21 protein-coding genes are annotated in these 18,993 nt (G+C 66.2%); 8 read left to right on the forward strand and 13 right to left on the reverse strand.

Annotated elements, in window-relative coordinates:
• Window positions 1–47 precede the first annotated feature (47 nt).
• A complete protein-coding gene (locus CH276_RS07000; protein ID WP_032395855.1) occupies window positions 48–422 on the reverse strand; it encodes a YccF domain-containing protein in 375 nt (124 codons plus the stop codon).
• A gap of 2 nt (window positions 423–424) precedes the next feature.
• The gene (locus tag CH276_RS07005; RefSeq protein WP_032395854.1) at window positions 425–643 is read right to left on the reverse strand and encodes a hypothetical protein; all 219 of its coding nucleotides are present in this window, start codon (window positions 641–643) and stop codon (window positions 425–427) included.
• 197 nt (window positions 644–840) lie between these two features.
• On the opposite strand from CH276_RS07005, the gene CH276_RS07010 reads away from it, so the two are divergent.
• On the forward strand, window positions 841–1,257 hold the full coding sequence (locus tag CH276_RS07010; RefSeq protein ID WP_008719325.1) for a cold-shock protein: 417 nt from the start codon (window positions 841–843) through the stop codon (window positions 1,255–1,257).
• 13 nt (window positions 1,258–1,270) lie between these two features.
• Here CH276_RS07010 and CH276_RS07015 read toward each other — a convergent pair whose 3' ends face one another.
• The 3 genes from CH276_RS07015 to CH276_RS07025 are packed head-to-tail and all read right to left on the reverse strand — an operon-like array spanning window position 1,271 to window position 4,347.
• The gene (locus CH276_RS07015; RefSeq protein ID WP_032395853.1) at window positions 1,271–1,783 is read right to left on the reverse strand and encodes a DUF2771 domain-containing protein; all 513 of its coding nucleotides are present in this window, start codon (window positions 1,781–1,783) and stop codon (window positions 1,271–1,273) included.
• A complete protein-coding gene (locus CH276_RS07020) occupies window positions 1,780–3,504 on the reverse strand; it encodes an MFS transporter (RefSeq protein ID WP_217901407.1) in 1,725 nt (574 codons plus the stop codon). Before CH276_RS07020 ends, CH276_RS07015 begins: the two co-directional genes overlap by 4 nt.
• Window positions 3,505–3,507: 3 nt before the next feature.
• Window positions 3,508–4,347 carry a glutaminyl-peptide cyclotransferase gene (locus CH276_RS07025; protein ID WP_094631142.1) on the reverse strand — a complete coding sequence of 280 codons (840 nt, stop codon included), beginning with the start codon at window positions 4,345–4,347 and terminating at the stop codon, window positions 3,508–3,510.
• A 32-nt stretch (window positions 4,348–4,379) separates the two neighbouring features.
• Here CH276_RS07025 and CH276_RS07030 point away from each other — a divergent pair, with 32 nt between their 5' ends.
• The 3 genes from CH276_RS07030 to CH276_RS07040 are packed head-to-tail and all read left to right on the forward strand — an operon-like array spanning window position 4,380 to window position 8,708.
• Window positions 4,380–5,441: a DUF3027 domain-containing protein gene (locus CH276_RS07030; RefSeq protein ID WP_094631143.1), complete on the forward strand. Its 1,062-nt coding sequence runs from the start codon at window positions 4,380–4,382 to the stop codon at window positions 5,439–5,441.
• Window positions 5,442–5,464: 23 nt separating this feature from the next.
• Window positions 5,465–8,167 carry a sacsin N-terminal ATP-binding-like domain-containing protein gene (locus CH276_RS07035; RefSeq protein WP_254924290.1) on the forward strand — a complete coding sequence of 901 codons (2,703 nt, stop codon included), beginning with the start codon at window positions 5,465–5,467 and terminating at the stop codon, window positions 8,165–8,167.
• Window positions 8,157–8,708 (forward strand): phosphatase PAP2 family protein, encoded by a 552-nt coding sequence (locus CH276_RS07040; protein WP_176459147.1) that lies wholly within the window; start codon window positions 8,157–8,159, stop codon window positions 8,706–8,708. The genes CH276_RS07035 and CH276_RS07040 overlap by 11 nt, the downstream gene beginning before the upstream one ends.
• On the opposite strand, the gene CH276_RS28415 is transcribed toward CH276_RS07040, so the two are convergent.
• Together CH276_RS28415 and CH276_RS07045 are read right to left on the reverse strand one after the other, a co-directional pair.
• Window positions 8,677–8,820 (reverse strand): hypothetical protein, encoded by a 144-nt coding sequence (locus tag CH276_RS28415; protein ID WP_155289340.1) that lies wholly within the window; start codon window positions 8,818–8,820, stop codon window positions 8,677–8,679. The genes CH276_RS07040 and CH276_RS28415 overlap by 32 nt on opposite strands.
• A 141-nt stretch (window positions 8,821–8,961) precedes the next feature.
• Complete coding sequence (locus tag CH276_RS07045) at window positions 8,962–9,201, reverse strand: DUF2530 domain-containing protein (RefSeq protein ID WP_094631145.1); 240 nt, start codon at window positions 9,199–9,201, stop codon at window positions 8,962–8,964.
• Window positions 9,202–9,283: 82 nt separating this feature from the next.
• Here CH276_RS07045 and CH276_RS07050 point away from each other — a divergent pair, with 82 nt between their 5' ends.
• Genes CH276_RS07050 through CH276_RS07060 form a run of 3 tightly spaced genes read left to right on the forward strand, consistent with a single transcriptional unit; the run spans window position 9,284 to window position 12,545 of the window.
• Complete coding sequence (locus CH276_RS07050; RefSeq protein WP_032395850.1) at window positions 9,284–10,735, forward strand: NCS2 family permease; 1,452 nt, start codon at window positions 9,284–9,286, stop codon at window positions 10,733–10,735.
• Window positions 10,736–10,787: 52 nt separating this feature from the next.
• A complete protein-coding gene (locus CH276_RS07055) occupies window positions 10,788–11,216 on the forward strand; it encodes a MarR family winged helix-turn-helix transcriptional regulator (RefSeq protein WP_032396280.1) in 429 nt (142 codons plus the stop codon).
• Window positions 11,217–11,273: 57 nt separating this feature from the next.
• Entirely contained in the window at window positions 11,274–12,545 is a 1,272-nt protein-coding gene (locus CH276_RS07060) for an MFS transporter (protein ID WP_094631146.1), read from the forward strand.
• 5 nt (window positions 12,546–12,550) lie between these two features.
• Here the strand turns inward: CH276_RS07060 and CH276_RS07065 are convergent, their stop codons facing one another.
• From CH276_RS07065 to CH276_RS07085, 5 genes are read right to left on the reverse strand one after another with little or no spacing between them, the layout of a single operon-like run.
• Complete coding sequence (locus tag CH276_RS07065; protein ID WP_032395848.1) at window positions 12,551–13,156, reverse strand: response regulator transcription factor; 606 nt, start codon at window positions 13,154–13,156, stop codon at window positions 12,551–12,553.
• Window positions 13,153–14,289: a sensor histidine kinase gene (locus CH276_RS07070; RefSeq protein ID WP_094631147.1), complete on the reverse strand. Its 1,137-nt coding sequence runs from the start codon at window positions 14,287–14,289 to the stop codon at window positions 13,153–13,155. Before CH276_RS07070 ends, CH276_RS07065 begins: the two co-directional genes overlap by 4 nt.
• 39 nt (window positions 14,290–14,328) lie before the next feature.
• A complete protein-coding gene (locus CH276_RS07075; RefSeq protein WP_094631148.1) occupies window positions 14,329–15,102 on the reverse strand; it encodes an ABC transporter permease in 774 nt (257 codons plus the stop codon).
• Complete coding sequence (locus tag CH276_RS07080) at window positions 15,099–16,034, reverse strand: ABC transporter ATP-binding protein (protein ID WP_094631149.1); 936 nt, start codon at window positions 16,032–16,034, stop codon at window positions 15,099–15,101. Before CH276_RS07080 ends, CH276_RS07075 begins: the two co-directional genes overlap by 4 nt.
• On the reverse strand, window positions 16,031–16,258 hold the full coding sequence (locus CH276_RS07085; protein ID WP_082073783.1) for a hypothetical protein: 228 nt from the start codon (window positions 16,256–16,258) through the stop codon (window positions 16,031–16,033). Before CH276_RS07085 ends, CH276_RS07080 begins: the two co-directional genes overlap by 4 nt.
• 170 nt (window positions 16,259–16,428) lie before the next feature.
• Between CH276_RS07085 and CH276_RS07090 the strand changes: the two genes are divergently transcribed.
• Window positions 16,429–17,754 carry an MFS transporter gene (locus CH276_RS07090; RefSeq protein WP_176459148.1) on the forward strand — a complete coding sequence of 442 codons (1,326 nt, stop codon included), beginning with the start codon at window positions 16,429–16,431 and terminating at the stop codon, window positions 17,752–17,754.
• Here CH276_RS07090 and CH276_RS07095 read toward each other — a convergent pair.
• Window positions 17,735–18,934 carry a GNAT family N-acetyltransferase gene (locus CH276_RS07095; RefSeq protein ID WP_045196608.1) on the reverse strand — a complete coding sequence of 400 codons (1,200 nt, stop codon included), beginning with the start codon at window positions 18,932–18,934 and terminating at the stop codon, window positions 17,735–17,737. The genes CH276_RS07090 and CH276_RS07095 overlap by 20 nt on opposite strands.
• Between the last annotated feature and the right edge of the window lie 59 nt (window positions 18,935–18,993).

The following is an 18,993-nucleotide window of genomic DNA, read 5'->3' on the forward strand; positions in this document are numbered from 1 at the left end:
GAGCGTGATGTGATGGAAGTCACATCGGCGTCGCCTCGTTCGAGAGGTCACCGAACGGCAACGATGTCCTTGCCGAGGGGCATGAGGGATACGGGAATCATCTTGAGGTTCGCGATCGCCAACGGGATGCCGATGATGGTGATCGCCATCGCGAGCGCAGTGAGCACGTGAGTCAGGGCCAACCACCAACCGGCCAGAATCAGCCAGAGCACGTTCCCGATGAGCGCGCCCGATCCGGACCCCGGCTTGTCGACGATCGTCGACCCGAACGGCCACAGCGCGTAGACGCCGATGCGGAACGACGCGATCCCGAACGGGATCGTCACGATGAGGATGCACAGCAGCAGTCCGGCGAGGAAGTAGCCGAGCGCCAGCCACAGGCCGCCGAAGACCAGCCAGATGATGTTCAGAATCAATCGCATGGTCAGCGCGCCCGTCGTCCGGATGCCAGCGCGTACACCAGGGCCAGCAGGAAGCCGGTCGGCGCGGAGAACATGGCCGTCAGATACAGCCCCAGTGGGGGCTTGGCGTCGGAGAAGATCGGAAACATCAGGATCGCGACGATGGCGACGAGGCCGATCGCGAACAGGGTCAGCGCGATGCGCAGCAGGGCGGTGCTGCTCTTACGGGTCGTTGTGTCCACGTACCCCACGGTAGTGCGAAGCGGGGCGCTGTGAGGAGCACGGTGCGGGAACAACTCGAATGCTCTATCCGGGCTCACCGCGCTAGACTGAAGTATTCGCGTCCTACGTTCTCGTGGGGCGCGAAACTTGTGCGGGCCGACCATCGGTCCCACGACCAACGCAACTAACGACAGCAACAGATGAACGGGTGAGCTCAGTGCCGACCGGCAAGGTGAAGTGGTACGACGTCGACAAGGGATTCGGATTCCTCTCGCAGGAGGAAGGCGAGGACGTCTACGTGCGTTCCTCGGCGCTGCCCGAGGGCGTCGAAGGCCTCAAAGCCGGCCAGCGGGTCGAGTTCGGGATGGCCGCGGGCCGCCGCGGGCCGCAGGCACTGAGCCTGAAGGTCCTCGAGCCCGCACCGTCGGTGCGTCAGAACACCGGCAGCACCCGCCGCGAACCCGTCGAGCGCAAGCACACTCCCGACGAACTGCACGGGATGGTCGAGGACATGATCACGCTGCTCGAAGCGACCGTGCAGCCCGAGCTCCGCAAGGGCAAGTACCCGGACCGCAAGATCGCGCAGCGCATCTCCGAGGTGGTCCGGGCCGTCGCCCGCGAGCTGGACAGCTGATCCCGGGGAGGAACTACGGGCGCGTGCCGATCGACCAGATGGCGTGGCTGACGAAGCCCTCCTGATTGGTGTCGGTGTCGATGATGCCGGTGGGCAGACGAATTTCGATCCCCAGCAGGGTCCGGTCGCTGTCGTCCGTGGTGGGCACCGTGACGCTGAGCCTGGTTCCGGGTTCGTTGAACTCGCTGTCCTCGACGACGTTCCCGCTGTCGTCGCCGTAGACCCGGGCCAGCACCCACGGTGCCGAGTAGACGGCCTCGGGGAGTGAGAGCTGCACCGTCGGGGCCTTGCCGACCTCGATTTCGGTCGTCTCGCCGACATTGGTGCACAGCGGGTCGGTGACGGCGCAGTACAGGTACGGCTCCACTTCGACGGCCCGGCCGTTGGCGTAGGCGGAGACGGTCGGTTCCTTCTCCGGTGCGTTCCCGATCAACAGTGCGAGGACCGCGACGAACGCGGCGGCGACGACGAACAGACCAGCGACGGTCAGGGCGGCGATCTTCTTGGTACGGGGAGCGAGATTCACTTGGTCACGTTTTCGCCGAAGGAACCGTCGGACACTTCTTGTTCGACGTGGTCGGGGCGGTTGCCGCCGAAGCCGGGCAGAAGCGATCTGCCGCGGTAGGTGAGGAATGTCTGCACGAGCCCGATCGTAAGCAACACCGAGACCACCGTGAAACCGAGCCAGTACTCGGTGGGGAGCAGGACGCCGAGCGTGCCGCCGAGGACCCAGCACAGCTGCATGACGGTTTCCGAGCGGCCGAATCCCGACGCGATCGATTCCGGCGGCAGGTCGGCCTGGAGCGACGCGTCGAGGGAGACCTTGGCGAGTGCGCTGGCGCTCGACGCGACGAGCGCGGCCACCGCCGCGGTCAGCAGGCTGTCGGTGATGGCAGCGACCACGGCCACCACGGTCACGGCGATGGTGCATCGCAGGACGACCAGGGACGGCCGACCGAGCTTGATCCTGGCACCGAGCGCGTTGCCCGAGAAGTTGCCGAGACCGGCGGCGGCCCCGACGAGACCGAGCATCGCAGCCTGCTGAAGCGGCTCGTGTTCGGTACGGGACTTGGCGACGAACGCGATGTAGAGCGTGAGGAACCCGGTGAGAACCCGGATGGTGCCGTTGCCCCACAGACCGACGATGACCGCGCGGCCGAGGGGCTGTCTGCGGTTCTTGGTGCTGCCCGACGTCGGCGGGGCCGAGACCGTGCGGCGGAGGTTCTCGGTCGGGGCACCGCTTCCGGCGTAATCGCGTCCACCGTGCTGATCGGCGTGGTAGCTCAGGGTCGCGGGCACTTCGCCCTCGGTGATCTCGACCCAGGACGGGATGCGCATGCTCAGATACGCGCCGAGCACGGTGATCGCGGCGACGAACCACAGGGCTCCCGGTGAACCTGCGACGAACGCGATGCCGCCGGCGAGCGCGCCGGCAGCGATGGTGCCGCCGAGCAGACCGAACACCGTCAGACGGGAGTTGACGCGAACGAGGTCGATCTCCGGCGGCAGTACTCGCGGCGTCACCGCGCTCTTGAGCACCGCAAAGGACTTGCTCAGGACGAGCATGCCGAGCGCGGCCGGATACAACACCCAGCTGTCGAAATTGAACACCAGCACCACCGCCAACACGGTGCGCAACCCGAACGAGGTGGCCAGCGCGATGCGACGGCCGTGCTGCAATCGGTCGAGCAGTGGCCCGATGAGCGGCGCGATCAGCGCGAACGGTGCGATGGTGATGACGAGATACAGCGCGACCTTGGTCTTGTCCTCACCGGTGGCAGCCGAGAAGAAGAGCGTGTTGGCCAATGCGATCGCCAGGGCGGCGTCCGAAGCGAAGTTCGCCATGGTGGCGTAGGTGAGCGCGGTCAGACCGGACTTGTCGGCACCGTCCGCCTTCGCGGCTCGCTGGAAGGACGCGATGCCCTTGCCGGTCAGCTCGCGGCCGCGCATGGCGGCGACGCGGGTGACGGTCAGCTTCTTGGGCATCGGCGGCGGCTTGCGTGCGCCGGCCCTGCCACGCGCGGCAGTGATCTGCTCGGTCCGCGGCGGGTGCAACGGCGGCAACGGCTGACGCCGACTCGGAACATGGGTGGACGTCAGGGGAACAGCGGGCGGGTAGTTCGCCAGACCGGGGTGCTCGGTGGGGTCGGGAGCGGAGCCTGCGGAGTGACCGGTGGGGTCGGGAGCACCGTTGCGCTCGGGGTCGTCCGCACCCGGTGGGGTGTGGGGGAGACGTGGATCGGTCACGGGTCAATTCTGTCCTACCGGCGCGGTATCGGTGAATCGCACCTCGAAGATCTTGGGCCAGTATTTGCCGGTCACGAGGAACCGGTCGGTGCCGGGGATCTGTGCGATGCCGTTGAACACGTCGGCACCGCCTCGTTCGGTGGCCGACATCGAATTCCACAGTGGGGTGCCGTCGATCACGGCGGTCACCGTGCCGGTCGCGGGATCGATGCGCATGATGTCGAACGTCTGCCACACGTTGGCGTACACCGATCCGTCGTCGGCGCATTCGAGTTCGTTGAGTCGCTCGACCGGATTGCCGTCGAGCGTGACGTTCACGGTGGACTCGACGTCGAACGACGTGGGATCGCGGAAGGTGAGGGTGGACGAGCCGTCGCTCATCACGAGGCGGTCGTCCGGTGTCTGCGTGCACAGCCCCCAGCCCTCGCCGTCGTAGTTCACCCGGCGTCGCTCGGCCAGAGTGTTCGGGTCTCGGGCGATCGCGACGCCGTCCTGCCAGGTGATCTGCCACAGGGTGTCGCCGTCGACGGTGATGCCTTCGCCGAACAGGTCGGTCGGCAGATCCACGCGATCGAGTTCGGTCATGGTCTCGAGCGAGGTCCGCCTGACGAACGAGGATCCTTCCAGTCCGGTGCCCTCGTAGAGGACGTCGCCGTCGATCTCGAAGCCCTGGGTGAATGCGTCGTCGCCGCGGTCGTATTCGCGCACGATCTCTGTCGTCAGGGCCGGGACCGAGTCGGAGGTCACCGGGGCCGGCTGCGTCGACGACGAGCAGGCGGACACAGCCAGCAGCGAGGTGACTATGGCGGCGTAGGTGCGAGCGCTGGCGGTCATTGCACCCATGATGGCAGCCCGAACTGGGCGTCACCGAGTCGATGCGGCAAACTGAATGTGTGAGTTTCGTATCTTCTCCAGAGCTCGATTCCATCCGCCCCGTCTTGGCCGATGCCGTGGACCTCGCGCGGCAGGCTCTGCTCGACCTGGGAGAGGGCGGTGTCGGGGAGTACCTCGGGGTCACCGCTGAGGACGCCAGTGCGGCCACTCACCGGTTCGCCAGCGATCTCGAGGGGTACCGAGGATGGCAGTGGGCCGTCGTGGTCGCCGCCCCGGAGGACGCGGACCACGCCACGATCAGTGAGCTGGTTCTGCTTCCTGGCCCCGATGCTCTCGTGGCTCCGTCCTGGGTGCCGTGGGACGAGCGCATCCGTCCCGGCGACCTGGGACCGGGCGATCTGCTCTCTCCGCGTCAGAACGATCCGCGGCTCGTGCCGGGGTACATGGCATCCGGTGACCCTGCGATCGACGAGGTGGCAGGCGAGATCGGTCTGGGCCGAACACAGGTCACCAGCCTCGAGGGACGCCTCGACGCTGCCCAGCGGTGGCACGACGGTGATTACGGTCCCGATACCGAGATGGCCAAGGCGGCGCCGTCGACCTGCGGGCTCTGCGGCTTCTATCTCCCCATCGCCGGCTCGCTGTCGGCCGCATTCGGGGTGTGCGGCAACGAATTCGCCGCCGACGGACGCGTGGTGCACGCCGAGTACGGCTGCGGTGCGCACTCCGACACCGAACTCCCCACCGGGGCCGGATCGCCACAATTCGAGCCGTACGACGACGCAGCACTCGACGTCATCGCAACGCCGGTTCCCCCGGTGAAGCCGGCCGACAGCGTCGAGACAACGGACAGCGTCGAGACCGCCGACAGCGTTGAGACCGCCGACAGCGTCGAGACAGCGGACTCTGTCGAGACAATTGAATCGGCCGATACGGTCGAGACGACCGACACCGTCGAGACGACGAAAGTCACCGAGGCTGCCCCGGTAGAGTCCGCGGCTGCCGATCTCGTTGCGTCCGACGAGGCCGACACAGTGGCCGATGATGCCACGACCAACACCGATCGCGCTGCGCAGGAAGAGGATTCGGCATCTCCGAGCTGATCGATCCGTTCGATACCGGGTCGTTGCGGGAGTCTGTTCTCGCGGCGTGGGGCTCGTCGCCCACCCGGCTTCGGGAGGATTCGGCGTCCGAGTCCGATCTGGTGCGCGGGGGCTACCGCGACCGGCTGTTGACCGAGCTCGCGCAGAACGCAGCGGATGCTGCCCGACGCGCCGGTGTCCCGGGTCGCATGGCGGTCTGGACCGATCACGCCGGTGCCGTCCATGTGGCCAACACCGGTGCTGCGCTGGATGTTTCGGGTGTGCATGCGTTGACCGCCTTGAGGGCGTCGGGCAAGACTGCTGCGGATTCGGGCGTCGGACAGTTCGGGGTCGGGTTCACCGCCGTGCGGTCGGTGTCCGACGAGATCGAGGTGCGATCCCGCAACGGCGGCGTGATGTTCAGCGCGCATCGCACGCTCGAGGCGCTGCGTGAGCGAGACATGCGTACGCCCGACACCGGCGTGCCGGTGCTGCGGCTCGCGTGGCCGGTCGCCGTCCCGCCCACCGATGGGTTCGACACCGAGATCGTGCTGACGGTGCGAGCCGACGCGGCAGCGAATTCTGTCGCCGCGGGCTTCGCGGACGAGGCGGTCGACCTGCTGCTCGAACTGGAGGCGCTGAACTCCATCGAGATCGATGGTGTCGTGATCGACTGCGTCAGAACGACACTCGATGACAGCAGCGCCGAGATCACGATCGGATCGCGAACTTGGCGGCAGTTCGTCACCCCGGCGGCGCGCTGGCTCGCTCCGGTCGTCGACGGTGTGCCCGTTCCCTCGCCGCCCGACGTCTTGCGCGCGCCGACTCGCTCGGACGAGCTGATGTCGTTGCCCGCGTTGGTCATTGCCGATGTGCCGATGCAGCCCGATCGGCGGCGCGTGTTGCCGGGTGTCTCGTTCGACGCGGTAGCGCACGGGTACCCGGACTTCGTGGCCTCGCTGCCTGCCGGGTCGAAGGCGTCGTTCGTACCCGAAGTCGGATTCGCGCGCAGTGAGGTCGACGGCGCACTGCGTGAACTGATCTTCCGTCGATTGTCCAGTGCGCCATGGCTTCCCGGTGCCGACGGACGTGACCTCGTGCCCGAGCAGGCGAACGTCATCGCGGACGCCACCGAGGAACTCGTCTCGGCGCTGGTCGACGTCGTACCGAATCCGGTCGACGCGTCGCTGTCGGGTGCGCGGCATGCATCGGCGCTGTCGGCGGTGGGTGTGCGCCGGATCGGGTTGGCGAGGCTGGCGGAGATGGTCGGTGGGCTCGATCGCGAGCCGAGTTGGTGGCGGCGAGTGTACGACGCCTTGACCCCGCTCGTGGTCGATGGCGTGGCTGCGGAAGAGCTTGCCGCGCTGCCTGTTCCGCTCGCAGACGGTCGTACGGTGACCGGCCCGCGCACGACGGTGATCGGCTCCGATGCCTCTGCCGCGGTCACCTGGGTCCGGCTGGTGCATCCGGACGCGGTGAGTTCGCTGCTCACACGCTTGGGTGCTCGGGAGGCGACTGCGACCGAACTGCTCAGCGACCCGGCACTCGAGGCGGCTCTGGACGATCTCGACTGGGACGAGAGCGAGGAGGTCGACCGGCTGGTCGATGCCGTGCTCGCGCTGGCGGGAGAGGCGGGTGAGCTACCGAGTTGGCTGGGCGGCCTGCCCCTCGCGGACGACGAGGGCGAATTGCGCAGCGCCGACGAATTGTTGCTTCCCGGAGCGCCGTTGGCGGATCTGCTGGTTCAGGACTCGCCGTTCGGTGTTCTCGCGTCCGCGGTGGTGGACAGGTTCGGTGAGCGTGCGCTGCGTGCAGTGGGAGTCGGGTGGGGATTCTCGGTGGTGCGTGACGAGCTGCCGACCGGGCCTGATCACGATCTCGACGACGAGGCGGCGTGGTGGTCGAGTCTGTCCGATGAGCCGGAGACACTTCTCGCGGTCCGGGATCTCGACCTCGTTCGATCTGACGCATGGACCGAGGCCCTGACGGTGCTACTCGACGATCCCGTTACCTGTGCGGCACTGGTCGATCGTGAGGGCTACACCGCGTGGTGGCTCAGGCGTCATGCACGACTGCACGATTCGCGTCCGATCGAGTTCCGAGCGCCTTCGGACGAGACGTTCGCCGGGTTGCTCGATCCGCTGGATCATCCGCGTGCCGACGAACTGCGGGCGGTGCTCAGTGCGTCGAACTGCGAGAACGCCGATACTGCCCGCGTGTTGCTGGCGGCGCTGTCGGATTCGCAGCGCACCCCGACTCCCGCGGTGATCGCGCGAACCCACACGCTCATCGCCACCGCTGTTGCAGAGCAACGCATCGAGGTCTCGGACATCGATCCACCGGATCGCGTCCGCACGCTCGGCGGCACAGTCGTGGACGCGTCGGATGCGCTGGTGATCGACGCTCCGTGGCTGGCGAGCGTGGTGCCGCCGGAGGTCGCCGTGCTCTCGGACATGGCAACCGCTGCCGCACTGGCCGATGTTCTGGACGTCGGGCAGGCGTCGGAGGCGATCGGCGGAGAAGTGATCGGCGTAGGACGCGTCAGCTCGTGGGATCGTGAACCGGGAGCCGTGTTGGCCTGTGCCGTAATGGGATTGCCGCTGCCGTCAGGAGGGGTGGTGGTCCATCACGAGCTGGTGGTTCGGCTGTCCGGTGACGTGAGCGGAGATCGAGAAGTGCCGTGGTGGGTGACCGCCGACGGAACGGTCCACTGCACGCAGAGTTGGGAGCGACCTCGTGGGGCTTGACGGTGTGATCCTGGACTGGATGGTCGAGCATCGAGTCGGTTGGGTCACGACGATGTTCTGGATCATCACCACGGTGGGCAACACGGTGTCGATGTTTCTGTTGTCCACGGTGATCGTGGGTGCGTTGCTTCGCGTCGGACGCAGATCGGATGCCGTTGTCGTCGCGGGCTCGATGCTGACCGGGTGGGGTCTGATGAATGCGCTCAAATTCGCGTTCGCGCGGGAGCGTCCACCGATTCCGGAGCGGCTGGTGGACATTGCGAGCCATTCGTTTCCGTCGGGCCACGCGATGGTGTCGATGGTGCTTGCCACGGTGGCGATCGCGGTGATGTTGCGATCGCCTGCTCCGTGGCTGCATCGGCCGGCCCTGCTCGTACTACCTGTGGTCGCGTCCCTGCTGATCGGATTCTCTCGGATCTACCTGGGTGCGCACTGGACCACGGACGTGCTGGCCGGCTGGGTGTTCGGTGCCCTGTGGGGGCTGGGGTCGATCTATGCCGTCAGGCTGATCAGCGCGAGAAATCGGAGCGCTGGGCGATGACGAGCAGCTCGTCGCGCATGGCCGGGCTGGAGACAGCGTTGGCGCGTGCGTAGAGGGCGCGGAGCGAGCGGACGTGGTTGCGGCGGTTGCGGTACTGAGAGACGAGCTTCATGGCCTGGCTTTCGTGGATCTAGTGGTTATCTGAACTGACATAACCCATGGTCCACGTTAACTTTGTGTTACTCAACCGGCTGACGGGTTAGTTTGCCCACGTCAGGGGCGGTGCGGTGACCGGGCTAACGTGATCCTGATCTCAATCGAGGCCTCGTTGGGCGGTTTTGCTTCCGCGACGTGACGCCGCTCTCTGCGCGAGGAAGATTCCGAACCCTACTGCACCCACGGCGATACCGGACCAACACGTCGCCAGTGCGTCGTCGGTGCGCTCTCCGGTGGCGGTGAACACCACCAGCGCGACGATCCAGCCGAGTATGCCGATCGTCAACACCGGCACCGGATCGGTGAGGCTGCGCGGAATCTGGGGGAGGTGGGCCACGAAATCACGCTACGCCACTGCGTTGGTCTCGGTTGCGTCGCTGCAGTTACCCAACTGCTTCGGTGTGCTTTATCGTTCGCTCATGCAATTGTCGTCGCGGCTACTCGACAACTACTTCAAGATCACCGAACGCGGCTCGACGGTCGGATCCGAGGTTCGAGGTGGCGTGGTCACGTTCGTGGCCATGGCGTACATCGTCGTCCTCAATCCGCTGATCCTGGGCAGCTTCTCCGCCGACGACGCAGCGGCCAAGACGGACGTACTCGGCAACATTCTGCCGGTCGCCCAGGTCGCCGCCGTCACGGCGCTCGTGGCCGGATTCATGAGCATCGCCTTCGGCATCATCGCCAATTACCCCTTCGGCATCGCAGCGGGCCTCGGCATCAACACCCTGCTCGCGGTGACAATCGCGCCGCAGGTGACGTGGCCCGAGGCGATGGGGCTCGTCGTCATCGACGGCATCATCATCGTGCTGCTGGCCGTCACCGGGTTCCGCACCGCGGTATTCAATGCGATCCCGCCGGAGCTGAAGGCGGCGATCGCCGCCGGTATCGGCGCGTTCATCGCGTTCATCGGATTGGTCGACTCGGGCTTCGTGCGTCGCATCCCCGACGCCGCAGGCACGACGGTTCCCGTCGGGCTCGGTATCGACGGGTCCATCGCGTCGTGGCCGACGGTGATCTTCGTGTTCGGGCTGCTGCTGATGGGTGTGCTCGTGGTGCGCAAGGTACGCGGCGGACTGCTGATCGGCATCGTCGTCACGACGATCTTCGCGGCGATCGTCGAGGCCGTCACCGATGTGGGGCCCTCCAACGGCGTCGACCCCAAGGGGTGGAATCTGTCGGTGCCGCAGTTGCCGAGCCAGTTGGTGCAGTCTCCCGATCTGTCGCTGGTCGGCAACGTCGATCTCTTCGGAGCGTTCACGCGCATCGGCGTGCTCGCCGCGAGCCTGCTGGTCTTCACGCTGGTGCTCGCGAATTTCTTCGATGCGATGGGCACGATGACCGGCTTGGGCAAGGAAGCGAAGCTGGACAAGGACGGGACCCTGCCGAACATCGGAAAGGCACTGGTCGTCGAGGGAGCAGGAGCGATCGTGGGAGGCGGTGCTTCGGCGTCGTCGAACACGGTGTTCGTGGAATCGGCGTCCGGAATCGCCGAGGGGGCGCGTACCGGACTGGCCAACGTCGTCACCGGACTGCTCTTCCTGCTGGCCATGTTCTTCACCCCGCTCACGGCCGTGGTTCCGATCGAGGCGGCTGCGCCTGCGCTGGTCGTGGTGGGTGCCCTGATGATCGGGCAGGTCCTCGACATCGACTTCCGCCGGTTCGACTACGCACTGCCCGCCTTCCTGACCATCGTGGTGATGCCCTTCACGTACTCCATCGCCAACGGGATCGGCGTCGGTTTCATCACCTGGGTCGTACTTGCGGTCGGTTCCGGTCGCGCGAAGTCGGTTCATCCCCTGTTGTGGATCGTCGCGTTGCTGTTCGTCGCATATTTCGCCGTCGGACCCATCACCGAGGCGGTTACATGACGCATGGTCGGTACCAGGGCGTATTCTCTGCGCTGTGACGTCGGGAAATGGTGTGAAGGACAATCGGAAATTGGCAAGCGACCTGTCGCTTGCGGTGGTGAGGCTGACTCGCCACCTTCGGGGTAGGCGAGTGGACTCGCAAGTCTCGCTCACTCAGCTGTCGGCTCTGGCCACGCTGAGTCGGGAGGGCGATATGACGCCGGGTGCATTGGCCGCGCGGGAGAAGGTCCAGCCGCCGTCGATGACACGGGTGATCGCATCGTTGGCCGAACTGGGCCTGGTGGCGCGCACCCCCCATCCCACCGACGGGCGGCAGGTGATCGTCTCGCTCTCACCGGCCGGTCGAGAACTGATCGCCGACGAGGCCAGTGCCCGCGAAGCATGGATGACGGCGCAGCTCGCAGGCCTCGGTCCCGAGCAACTCGACACACTCCGTGACGCGGTAGCGATCATCGGGGCCCTCGTCAGCGACTCCGAGTAGTTACCTAGGTTTATTATTTGAACGGTGGCCCCTGCTTCCCGTACCCCCGGCTCGACGATGTTCGCTGCTCTGAAGACCCACAACTACCGATTGTGGGCGTCGGGGCAGATCGTCTCGTTGGTCGGCACGTGGATGCAGAGGGTCGCCCAGGACTGGCTCGTTCTGACGCTGTCCGGCGGAAACGGCTTCGCTGTCGGCATCGTCATGGCCCTGCAGTTCGGACCGACACTGTTCCTCTCGGTCTGGGGTGGGGTCCTGGCAGACCGCTACGACAAGCGCAAGCTGCTGATGATCACCCAGGTCTTCGCCGCGGTCTGCGGTCTGGTTCTCGGCGTCCTCGACGTCGGGGGGATGGTCGAACTCTGGCACGTCTACGTCATCGCATTCGTCCTCGGCTGCTCGTCGGCGATCGACGCTCCGGTACGGCAATCGTTCACCATCGAGATGGTCGGCAAAGAGACCCTCGCCAATGCGATCGCGTTGAACTCGATGACCTTCAACATGGCGCGCATCGTCGGCCCTGCCGTGTCCGGAGTACTGATCACCCTCGTCGGCACCGGCTGGGTGTTTCTCATCAACGCCGTGTCGTTCGCGGCGGTCTTCGGTGCCCTCGTGGCGATGAACGTCGGTCAGCTCTTCCGCGTCGAACCCGCCCCACGCGCCAAAGGGCAGGTGCGAGAGGGCTTTCGATACGTCTGGGGGCGCGGTGACCTACGAGTACTGCTGGCCACGGTCTTCATGGTCTCGACGTTCGGCCTCAACTTTCCGCTGAGTCTGTCGGTGTTGGCGCGCAACACGTTCGGTAGCGGGGCAGACGCCTACGGTCTGCTCTCGACAACCCTGGCAGTGGGCACATTGGCCGGCGCGACCCTGGCGGCCCGGCGGGCGAGCGCGCCGCGCCTGCGGCTGTTCATCGGTGCCGTCATCGCATTCGGAGCCTTCGAGCTGATCGTCGGATTGATGCCCAACTACCTGCTCGTCGCACTTCTGCTGATACCCACCGGTGCCCTGACGTTGACGTTCACGACGTCGGCGATGAACATTCTGCAGATGTCGGTGCCGTCCGACATGCGCGGACGCGTGATGGGCATCTACATGCTGTGCTTCCTGGGCGGAACTCCGCTCGGCAGCCCGGTGCTCGGCTGGCTCGCCGACGTCCTCGATCCACGCGCACCACTGGTGTTCGGCGGCGTCATCTCACTGGCGACGGGGCTGTTCGCGGCCGTGTATCTACTGCGGCACAACAATTTGCGGATCACCGTGGTGCCGCCCGCAGACGGGCACCGGCTGCCCACCCTCGACACCGTGGCCGCCACCGCGAAGGTGTGAGGCGTTCAGATCCAGCCGTGGCGTCGGGCGAGAGCGCAGGCCTCGTGCCGGTTCGCTGCACCCAGTTTCGCAGCCGCCGCAGACAGGTAGTTGCGAGTGGTGCCGGGCGAAAGATGGGCGCGGCGTGCGATCTCCGCGATCGACGCGCCGTCGGCGGCGAACTCGAGCACATCGGCCTCGCGCGGTGTCAGCGGCGAGTCTCCGGCCCCGATGGCTTCCGCGGCCAGCGTCGGGTCGACGTAGCGCCCGCCGCCGTGCACGGTGCGCACCACCTCGGCCAGAGTGGCGGCCGAGGTGGTCTTGGGGAGGAAACCGCGCACGCCTGCTTCGAGCGCCTTCTTGAGGTAGCCCGGCCGGCCGTGGCTGGTGACGATGATCGACGCGCAGGCGGGCAACGTCTCGGCGATCTTCTGGGCCGTCTCGATGCCGTCGATTCCGCCCATCTGCAGGTCCAGCACGGCCACATCGGGGGAGAGCGAGGCTGCGGCGGTCAGCGCCTTCTCCCCGGAGTCGGCCTGCCCGACGATCTCGATGTCGTCCTCGAGATCGAGCATGGTTGCCAGCGCAGCACGGATGAGATTCTCGTCGTCGGCCAAGAGAACTCGGATCATGGTGTGGTCCTTGCGTTCTGGGGCGAGGTCGGCAACGCCGCAGTGAGGGTGAATTCGTCGGTGGTCTGCTCGGTGTGCAGGGTACCGTCGACGGCGACCAGCCGTTCTCGCAGTCCGCTCAGGCCCGTGCCGTCGTCGCGGCCGGTCGATGGCTGCGGATGATCGTTGATCAGTCGAATACTGTTGTCGGTCAGCTCGATCCGGCAATAGGTGGCCTCGGAGTGACGCAGAATGTTCGTCACACCCTCACGGACCACCCACGCGGCGGCCTCGGCTGCGCGCTCGTCGAGCATCGAGGTTTCACCGACGAGCTCGGTGGCGATGCCCGCGGCGGACAGCAGGGATCGAGCGCCGTCGAGTTCCGAGGCCACATCGATCGATCGATAGCCGCGAACCAGCTTTCGGGCGTCGGCCATGGATTCCTGGGCCAGAATGCGAACCTCGTCCATCTGGGCCGCAGCTCGATCGTCACCTCGACGCGCCAGTGCCGCGGCGAGTTCGCTCTTGACCGCGATGGCCGAGAGTGCGCGGCCGACGACGTCGTGCAGATCTCGCGAGAATCGCAGACGCTCCTCGGCAACGGAGAGCGCGGCAGCAGCGTCGCGGGTGGCATCGAGTTCGGTGACGATACGCAGCAGCCACGCTGACAGTTGGACGGTGAAGGCCATGAAGGCGATGAGGAGACCGAGCACCAGTGTTTCCACTGCCGGCGTGCCGAGAGCTGCTGCAAGTCCAGCAGCGGCCACGGCCGCCGCCAGGCACCACCGCAACGGGATCAGCGTTGCGACCGCACTGGTGACGAGCACGACGGCCCACAATGCATTGTTCGTGGCCCCGCCGGCAACCAGCACCACAGCGGCGACTGCCATGATCGCCAGGGGAATTCGTGGGCTCGCCGTCGACTGGCCGCCGAGCGCGGGGGTGCGCTGAACGACCACGAAGGTCGCTGCGGCACAGACTGCCACGGCCGCCATCGACAGGTAGTCCTCGAACTGCAGTGACGTCAGCATCGCAGCGGCGGCAACACCGACGGTGATCAGCAGAAACGACTGGCGGGTGTAGACGCGCACCTTGTCCACTGCACTGCTGTCGTTCCAGCCGTGCAGTGGATTGAGGTACTGGTGCAACTTCATGATCTCCAGCCTTGCAGACGGTGCGGCGAAAGGGGCGATCTAGGACCGCGGTTCCCAACGGAAGTGCGTGCGGGCGATCAGCAGGCTGCCGACGATCCAGGCGAGCATCACCAGCAGCGGCATTCCGGCTTCGGTGAAGGTGGCAGCGAAGCCGATGGGCGCGTCGCCAGGCGTGGTGGTGCCGAACCAGCCGAGGTTCAGCAGGTCCGAGACCGCAGCCATCGGGGTCAGCTCGATGACCCGGCTGAACGAATCCGGGAGTACACCGCGCAGCAGTGACGAGCCGACCATGGCGATCAAAATGACCGGAAGACTGGTGATCTGCGCCGCTTCCGCATTGCGGGTGAAGGCAGACGTGATCAGTGCCAGTGCGGCGAACAGAGCCGCGCCGCCGAGCAGGGCCACCGCGACGAGCAGTGCGTTCGTAGGAACCGGGCCACCGAAGGCCAGAACCACGGCTCCGACGATCAGGCCCAGTGCCACGGTGAGGATGAACGAGGGTACGGCCGGCCCCAGCAGAATCTGTAGGTCCGAGCTCTCTCCGGTCCGAAGTCGCTTGAGTACCAATTCGTCTCGACGCGTGGCGTAGATCGAGAGCATGTTGTAGTAGACCATGAACACCAACAGGAACAGTACGAACATCTCGAGCGCCGCTCCGACGCCCACGTCGGTCAATCCGTCGTCGCCCCGACTGCCGATGATCAGCAACGCGATCGGCAGCACGAGGGGTATGACGGTTGCGTTGAACAGCAGTACTCGGTTGCGTCCGAGCAGCGTGAACTCTGCTCGTGACAGGGCGGTCATCGTGCTCATGCGCTCATCACCTCGTTGTTCTGGATAGCGGAATTGTCGAATTCGTCTGCAATGGAGAGGAATACGGTCTCGAGCGATGCCGCTCGGGCGTCGAGACCGTGGAGGGTCACTCCGTTGTCTCGCGCCCACAGCAGCAGATCGGTCAAGGTCTCCTGTACCGAGGACGTCTGGATCGAGATGGTGTCTCCCGAGACGTCGATCGACGTACCGGGCAAAGTCGGCAGTGCCGTACCGGGGGCCTGCAGTTCGATCTTCGCCGGATGGTCGGCGACCACCTCGTCGACCGTTCCGCTACGAACGACGCTGCCGCGGTGCATGATCGCCAGCCGATCGCACAGTGACTCGGCCTCGTCCAGGTAGTGCGTCGTCAACATGATCGTCACGCCGGAATTCTTCAGCTCCTGGATCAGACGCCACGTGTTGCGGCGAGATTCGGGATCGAGTCCGGTGGTCGGTTCGTCGAGGAACAGCACCCTCGGGCGGCTGATGATGGCGCACGCCAGATCCAACCTGCGCTGCTCGCCGCCCGAGAGAAACTTCACCCGCGTGTCGGCCCGGTCGGCCAGGTCGACGCGCCCCAGCACCTCCGCCGTCGGCAGTGGATTGCTGCACGTGCCCGCCCACATCCGCAGGCTTTCCGCGGTGGTCAGATCCTGGGGCAGGCCGCCCTTCTGCAGCATGATGCCGAGAGACGGTCGAACCTTGCGGCGATCGGACACCGGATCCATTCCCATGATCCGCACCGTGCCCTCGCTCGGCCGTGAAAGTCCCTGAATCACTTCGAGAGTGGAGGTCTTGCCGGCACCGTTGGTGCCCAGCAAGCCGAACAGCTCACCCTCCGCGATCTCGAGATCGAGCGTCTTCACGGCCTCGAACGCGGTTTTGCCCGAACCGTAGCGGCGAGTCATGCCGCTGACTTCGATGATGGTCATGATTGCTTCTCCCAGTTGCGGAGTCCGATGACGAACCGCACGCCCATGAAGGCGACGATGACGCCGAGTGCGACGAATGCCGGAAGGGACGTGCCGACGATCGCGAACAACACGGCGACGATCGCGAGACTGATGACGATGACGACGATCTCACGCGCCATCGTCGGAGCCGGCCCGAGCTCCATGAGATCGGTGAACAGGTTTCCCTCGTCTGGTTGCTTCATGACTACGAGTCTGCTGCGCCCGAACCACCGAAAACAGTGCGGCGCATCATGACCTGAAGTGACACCGTCACGGTCCGGCCATGACAAAAGTCATGAGCGCGCTCGTGGCGACGGCGGTTCTGTCGCTCGAACGGCGAGCGGTAGGGCCGCGGGCCGGGTACCTTCGCCTCGTGAATCGCACCGAGTCGGCGAGCCCCGGCCGTCGTCCGCAGATCCGCGTCATTCTGGCCGGTTCGGTGCCGAACCTGGTGCAGTGGTTCAACCTGTACCTCTACGCGACGTTCGCACCGTACTTTCGGACCGAGTTCTTCGATCCGGCCTCGACGAATTCGCTCGTGTACGTCTACGGACTGTTCGCACTGACCTTCGTCGTACGGCCACTCGGCTCGTGGCTGTTCGGCAGGCTCGCGGACGTGCGGGGCCGGCAGTTCGCGCTCGTCGCGGCGGTCACGCTGATGTCGGCCGGATCTGTTGCCCTTGCGGTCACTCCGACGGTCCACGACATCGGTGTCTGGGCGGCGGTGATCCTCGCGGTCGTGAGCATCGTGCAGGGCATCGCAACCGGTGGCGAGTACGCGGCGGCGACGGTGTTGCTCTCCGAATCGGGCACGCGCGGACACCGGGGATTGTTCGCCTCGTTCCAGGCCGCGACCATCGTCGGCGGTCTCGTGCTCGCGCAGGCCTGTCTGCTCGTGCTCCTCGCGGGTACGGATCGCGCGGCAATTTCCGAGTGGGGCTTTCGTCTCGCGTTCGCCGCGGGCGGCGCGGCGGGCCTGGCGTCGTTGTGGTGGGCGCGTGGACTCGATCGCGTGCCCCGTGCACCGGGAGCGCCGCGGGCGGACCGAGACGCCACGATGGGGGCGCTCTTTCGCGATCACCGGCGTCCGCTCGTCTGGGTGTTCTTGCTGACCGCGGGAGGGAGTGCGGCGTTCTACACCTACACGGTCACCGTTCCCTCGATCGTTCGCGAGACGTTCTTCGCCGCGGACGGTGCCAGGGGCGAGCTCACCGCGACCGGCCTCGTGCTCGCGGCCTTCGTGGTGTTGATGGTGCTGCAGCCGGTCGGCGGCGCACTGAGCGACCGCATCGGGAGAAAGCCTCTTCTCGTCACGTTCGGGGCACTGGGCATACCGGCCACCGGCGCACTGGTGCTGGCCACCGACCGGCTGACGTCTCCGCCTGCGGTGTTCGTCATGCTGGTGAGCGCATTCGCCGTTCTCACCTGTTATCTGTCGGTGAACGGCATCGCCAAGGCCGAAGTGTTCCCCGCTCACATTCGTGCCCTCGGCGTCGGCTTCGGCTACGCCGTGGCGAACTCCCTGTTCGGGGGTACGGCACCGTTGATCTACCACGCCACCAGCGGCCGTGGCAGCACCGACTTCGTCGTCTACACGACGGTGCTGCTCTCGGTGACGCTCTGCGCAGCCCTGTGGATGCGGGGTGGCTCGGCCACCGCGCTCGATGCGTCGACCGGTCCTAGAAACCCCAGCCCATGACGGCCGGGCGCGCAGTTCCGAACGTCAGGTCGAGTGCGTGCAGCGACGCGTCGTTGCGGGCGGTGAGGCGGTTGGCCGCGGCGAACAAGCGGGCCCGATGGGTGCCGAAGTAGATGCTGGCGAGCACGTCGATGTCGAGTTCGATGTCCGGTTCGGATTCCACCCGGGTGCAGGTGGCGCGGCCGTCGGTCACGGTCAGCGAGTAGGTGCCGCCCGCATCGAGGAAGGGATCTCGCACAGCGATGATCAGCGAGGTGTCGAGCGCGTAGGTGCGTGCCTCCAAAGCTGCCTCGACGTGCATGATGCGGCCCCACAGAGCGTCGTGGTGAGCCGTGACCTTCGGTAGCCGATTGTTGGTCAGCAGGAACGGCAGCGCTTCGTCCCGTGCCTGCCGTACCTCGATGGTGTCGACCAGGTCCACGCCGACGAGGATCTGCCACAGCGCGGCGTACGCGTCGTCGGTCACCGCGATGAATTCCTCCACCACCACTCGGCTCGGGTTGCGGCCGCGTCGGTAGGCGACGTATCCGTCGGGATGAACGACGAAGAACAGAGCCGTCAGTCCGCCGCGCCGGTTCTCGCGGTCGGCGAAGAACCGCTCCCAGCGGATCGGCGGCTTGGGCTGCGCGCCTGCGGTCTGCTGCTGCCAGCGGTGGTAGATGTCGGGGAGCAGTTCGGTGGCCTCGGCCGATTCGATCAGCCGGACGCCGGTGGCCGGGGGAGCGTCCTTGCGGAACTGCGCGAATCGACGATCGATCGAGACGCTGATCTCCTCGGTCACCGGCCCGTAGCCGAAGCGTCCGTAGATCGTCGCCTCGCTGGCCGTGAGCAGCGAGAGCGGTGCGCCCGCGTCGTTCAGGGCGCGGTGCTGCTGGGTGAACATCGATCGCAGGATGCCGCGTCGACGATGCGTCGGCGCGACCGAGACCCAGGAGACTCCGGACGCCTCGACCTGCGCACCACCGGGAACGGTGACCGACATCGGGAAGTGCATGGCCACACCCACCGGGGTCTCGCCGTCCCAGGCCAGGTACACGTGCTCGGACTGGGTCAGGATCTGCGTCTCGGCCAGGTCCTCGGCGTTCTGGTGCTCGCCGAACGCGTGGGCGTCGAGCAGCGCGACGGCATCCCAGTCGTCGTCGGTGGCGGTGCGGATGGTGATCGATTCGTCGGTAGTCATCGGACTTTACTTTTCCATACAGGAGTGGAGCCCGCGGAACGACCCGAAAAATCTGCCAT

Origin of the sequence: Rhodococcus sp. 06-470-2 (genome assembly GCF_002258235.1) — a bacterium.
Taxonomy (GTDB): domain Bacteria; phylum Actinomycetota; class Actinomycetes; order Mycobacteriales; family Mycobacteriaceae; genus Rhodococcoides.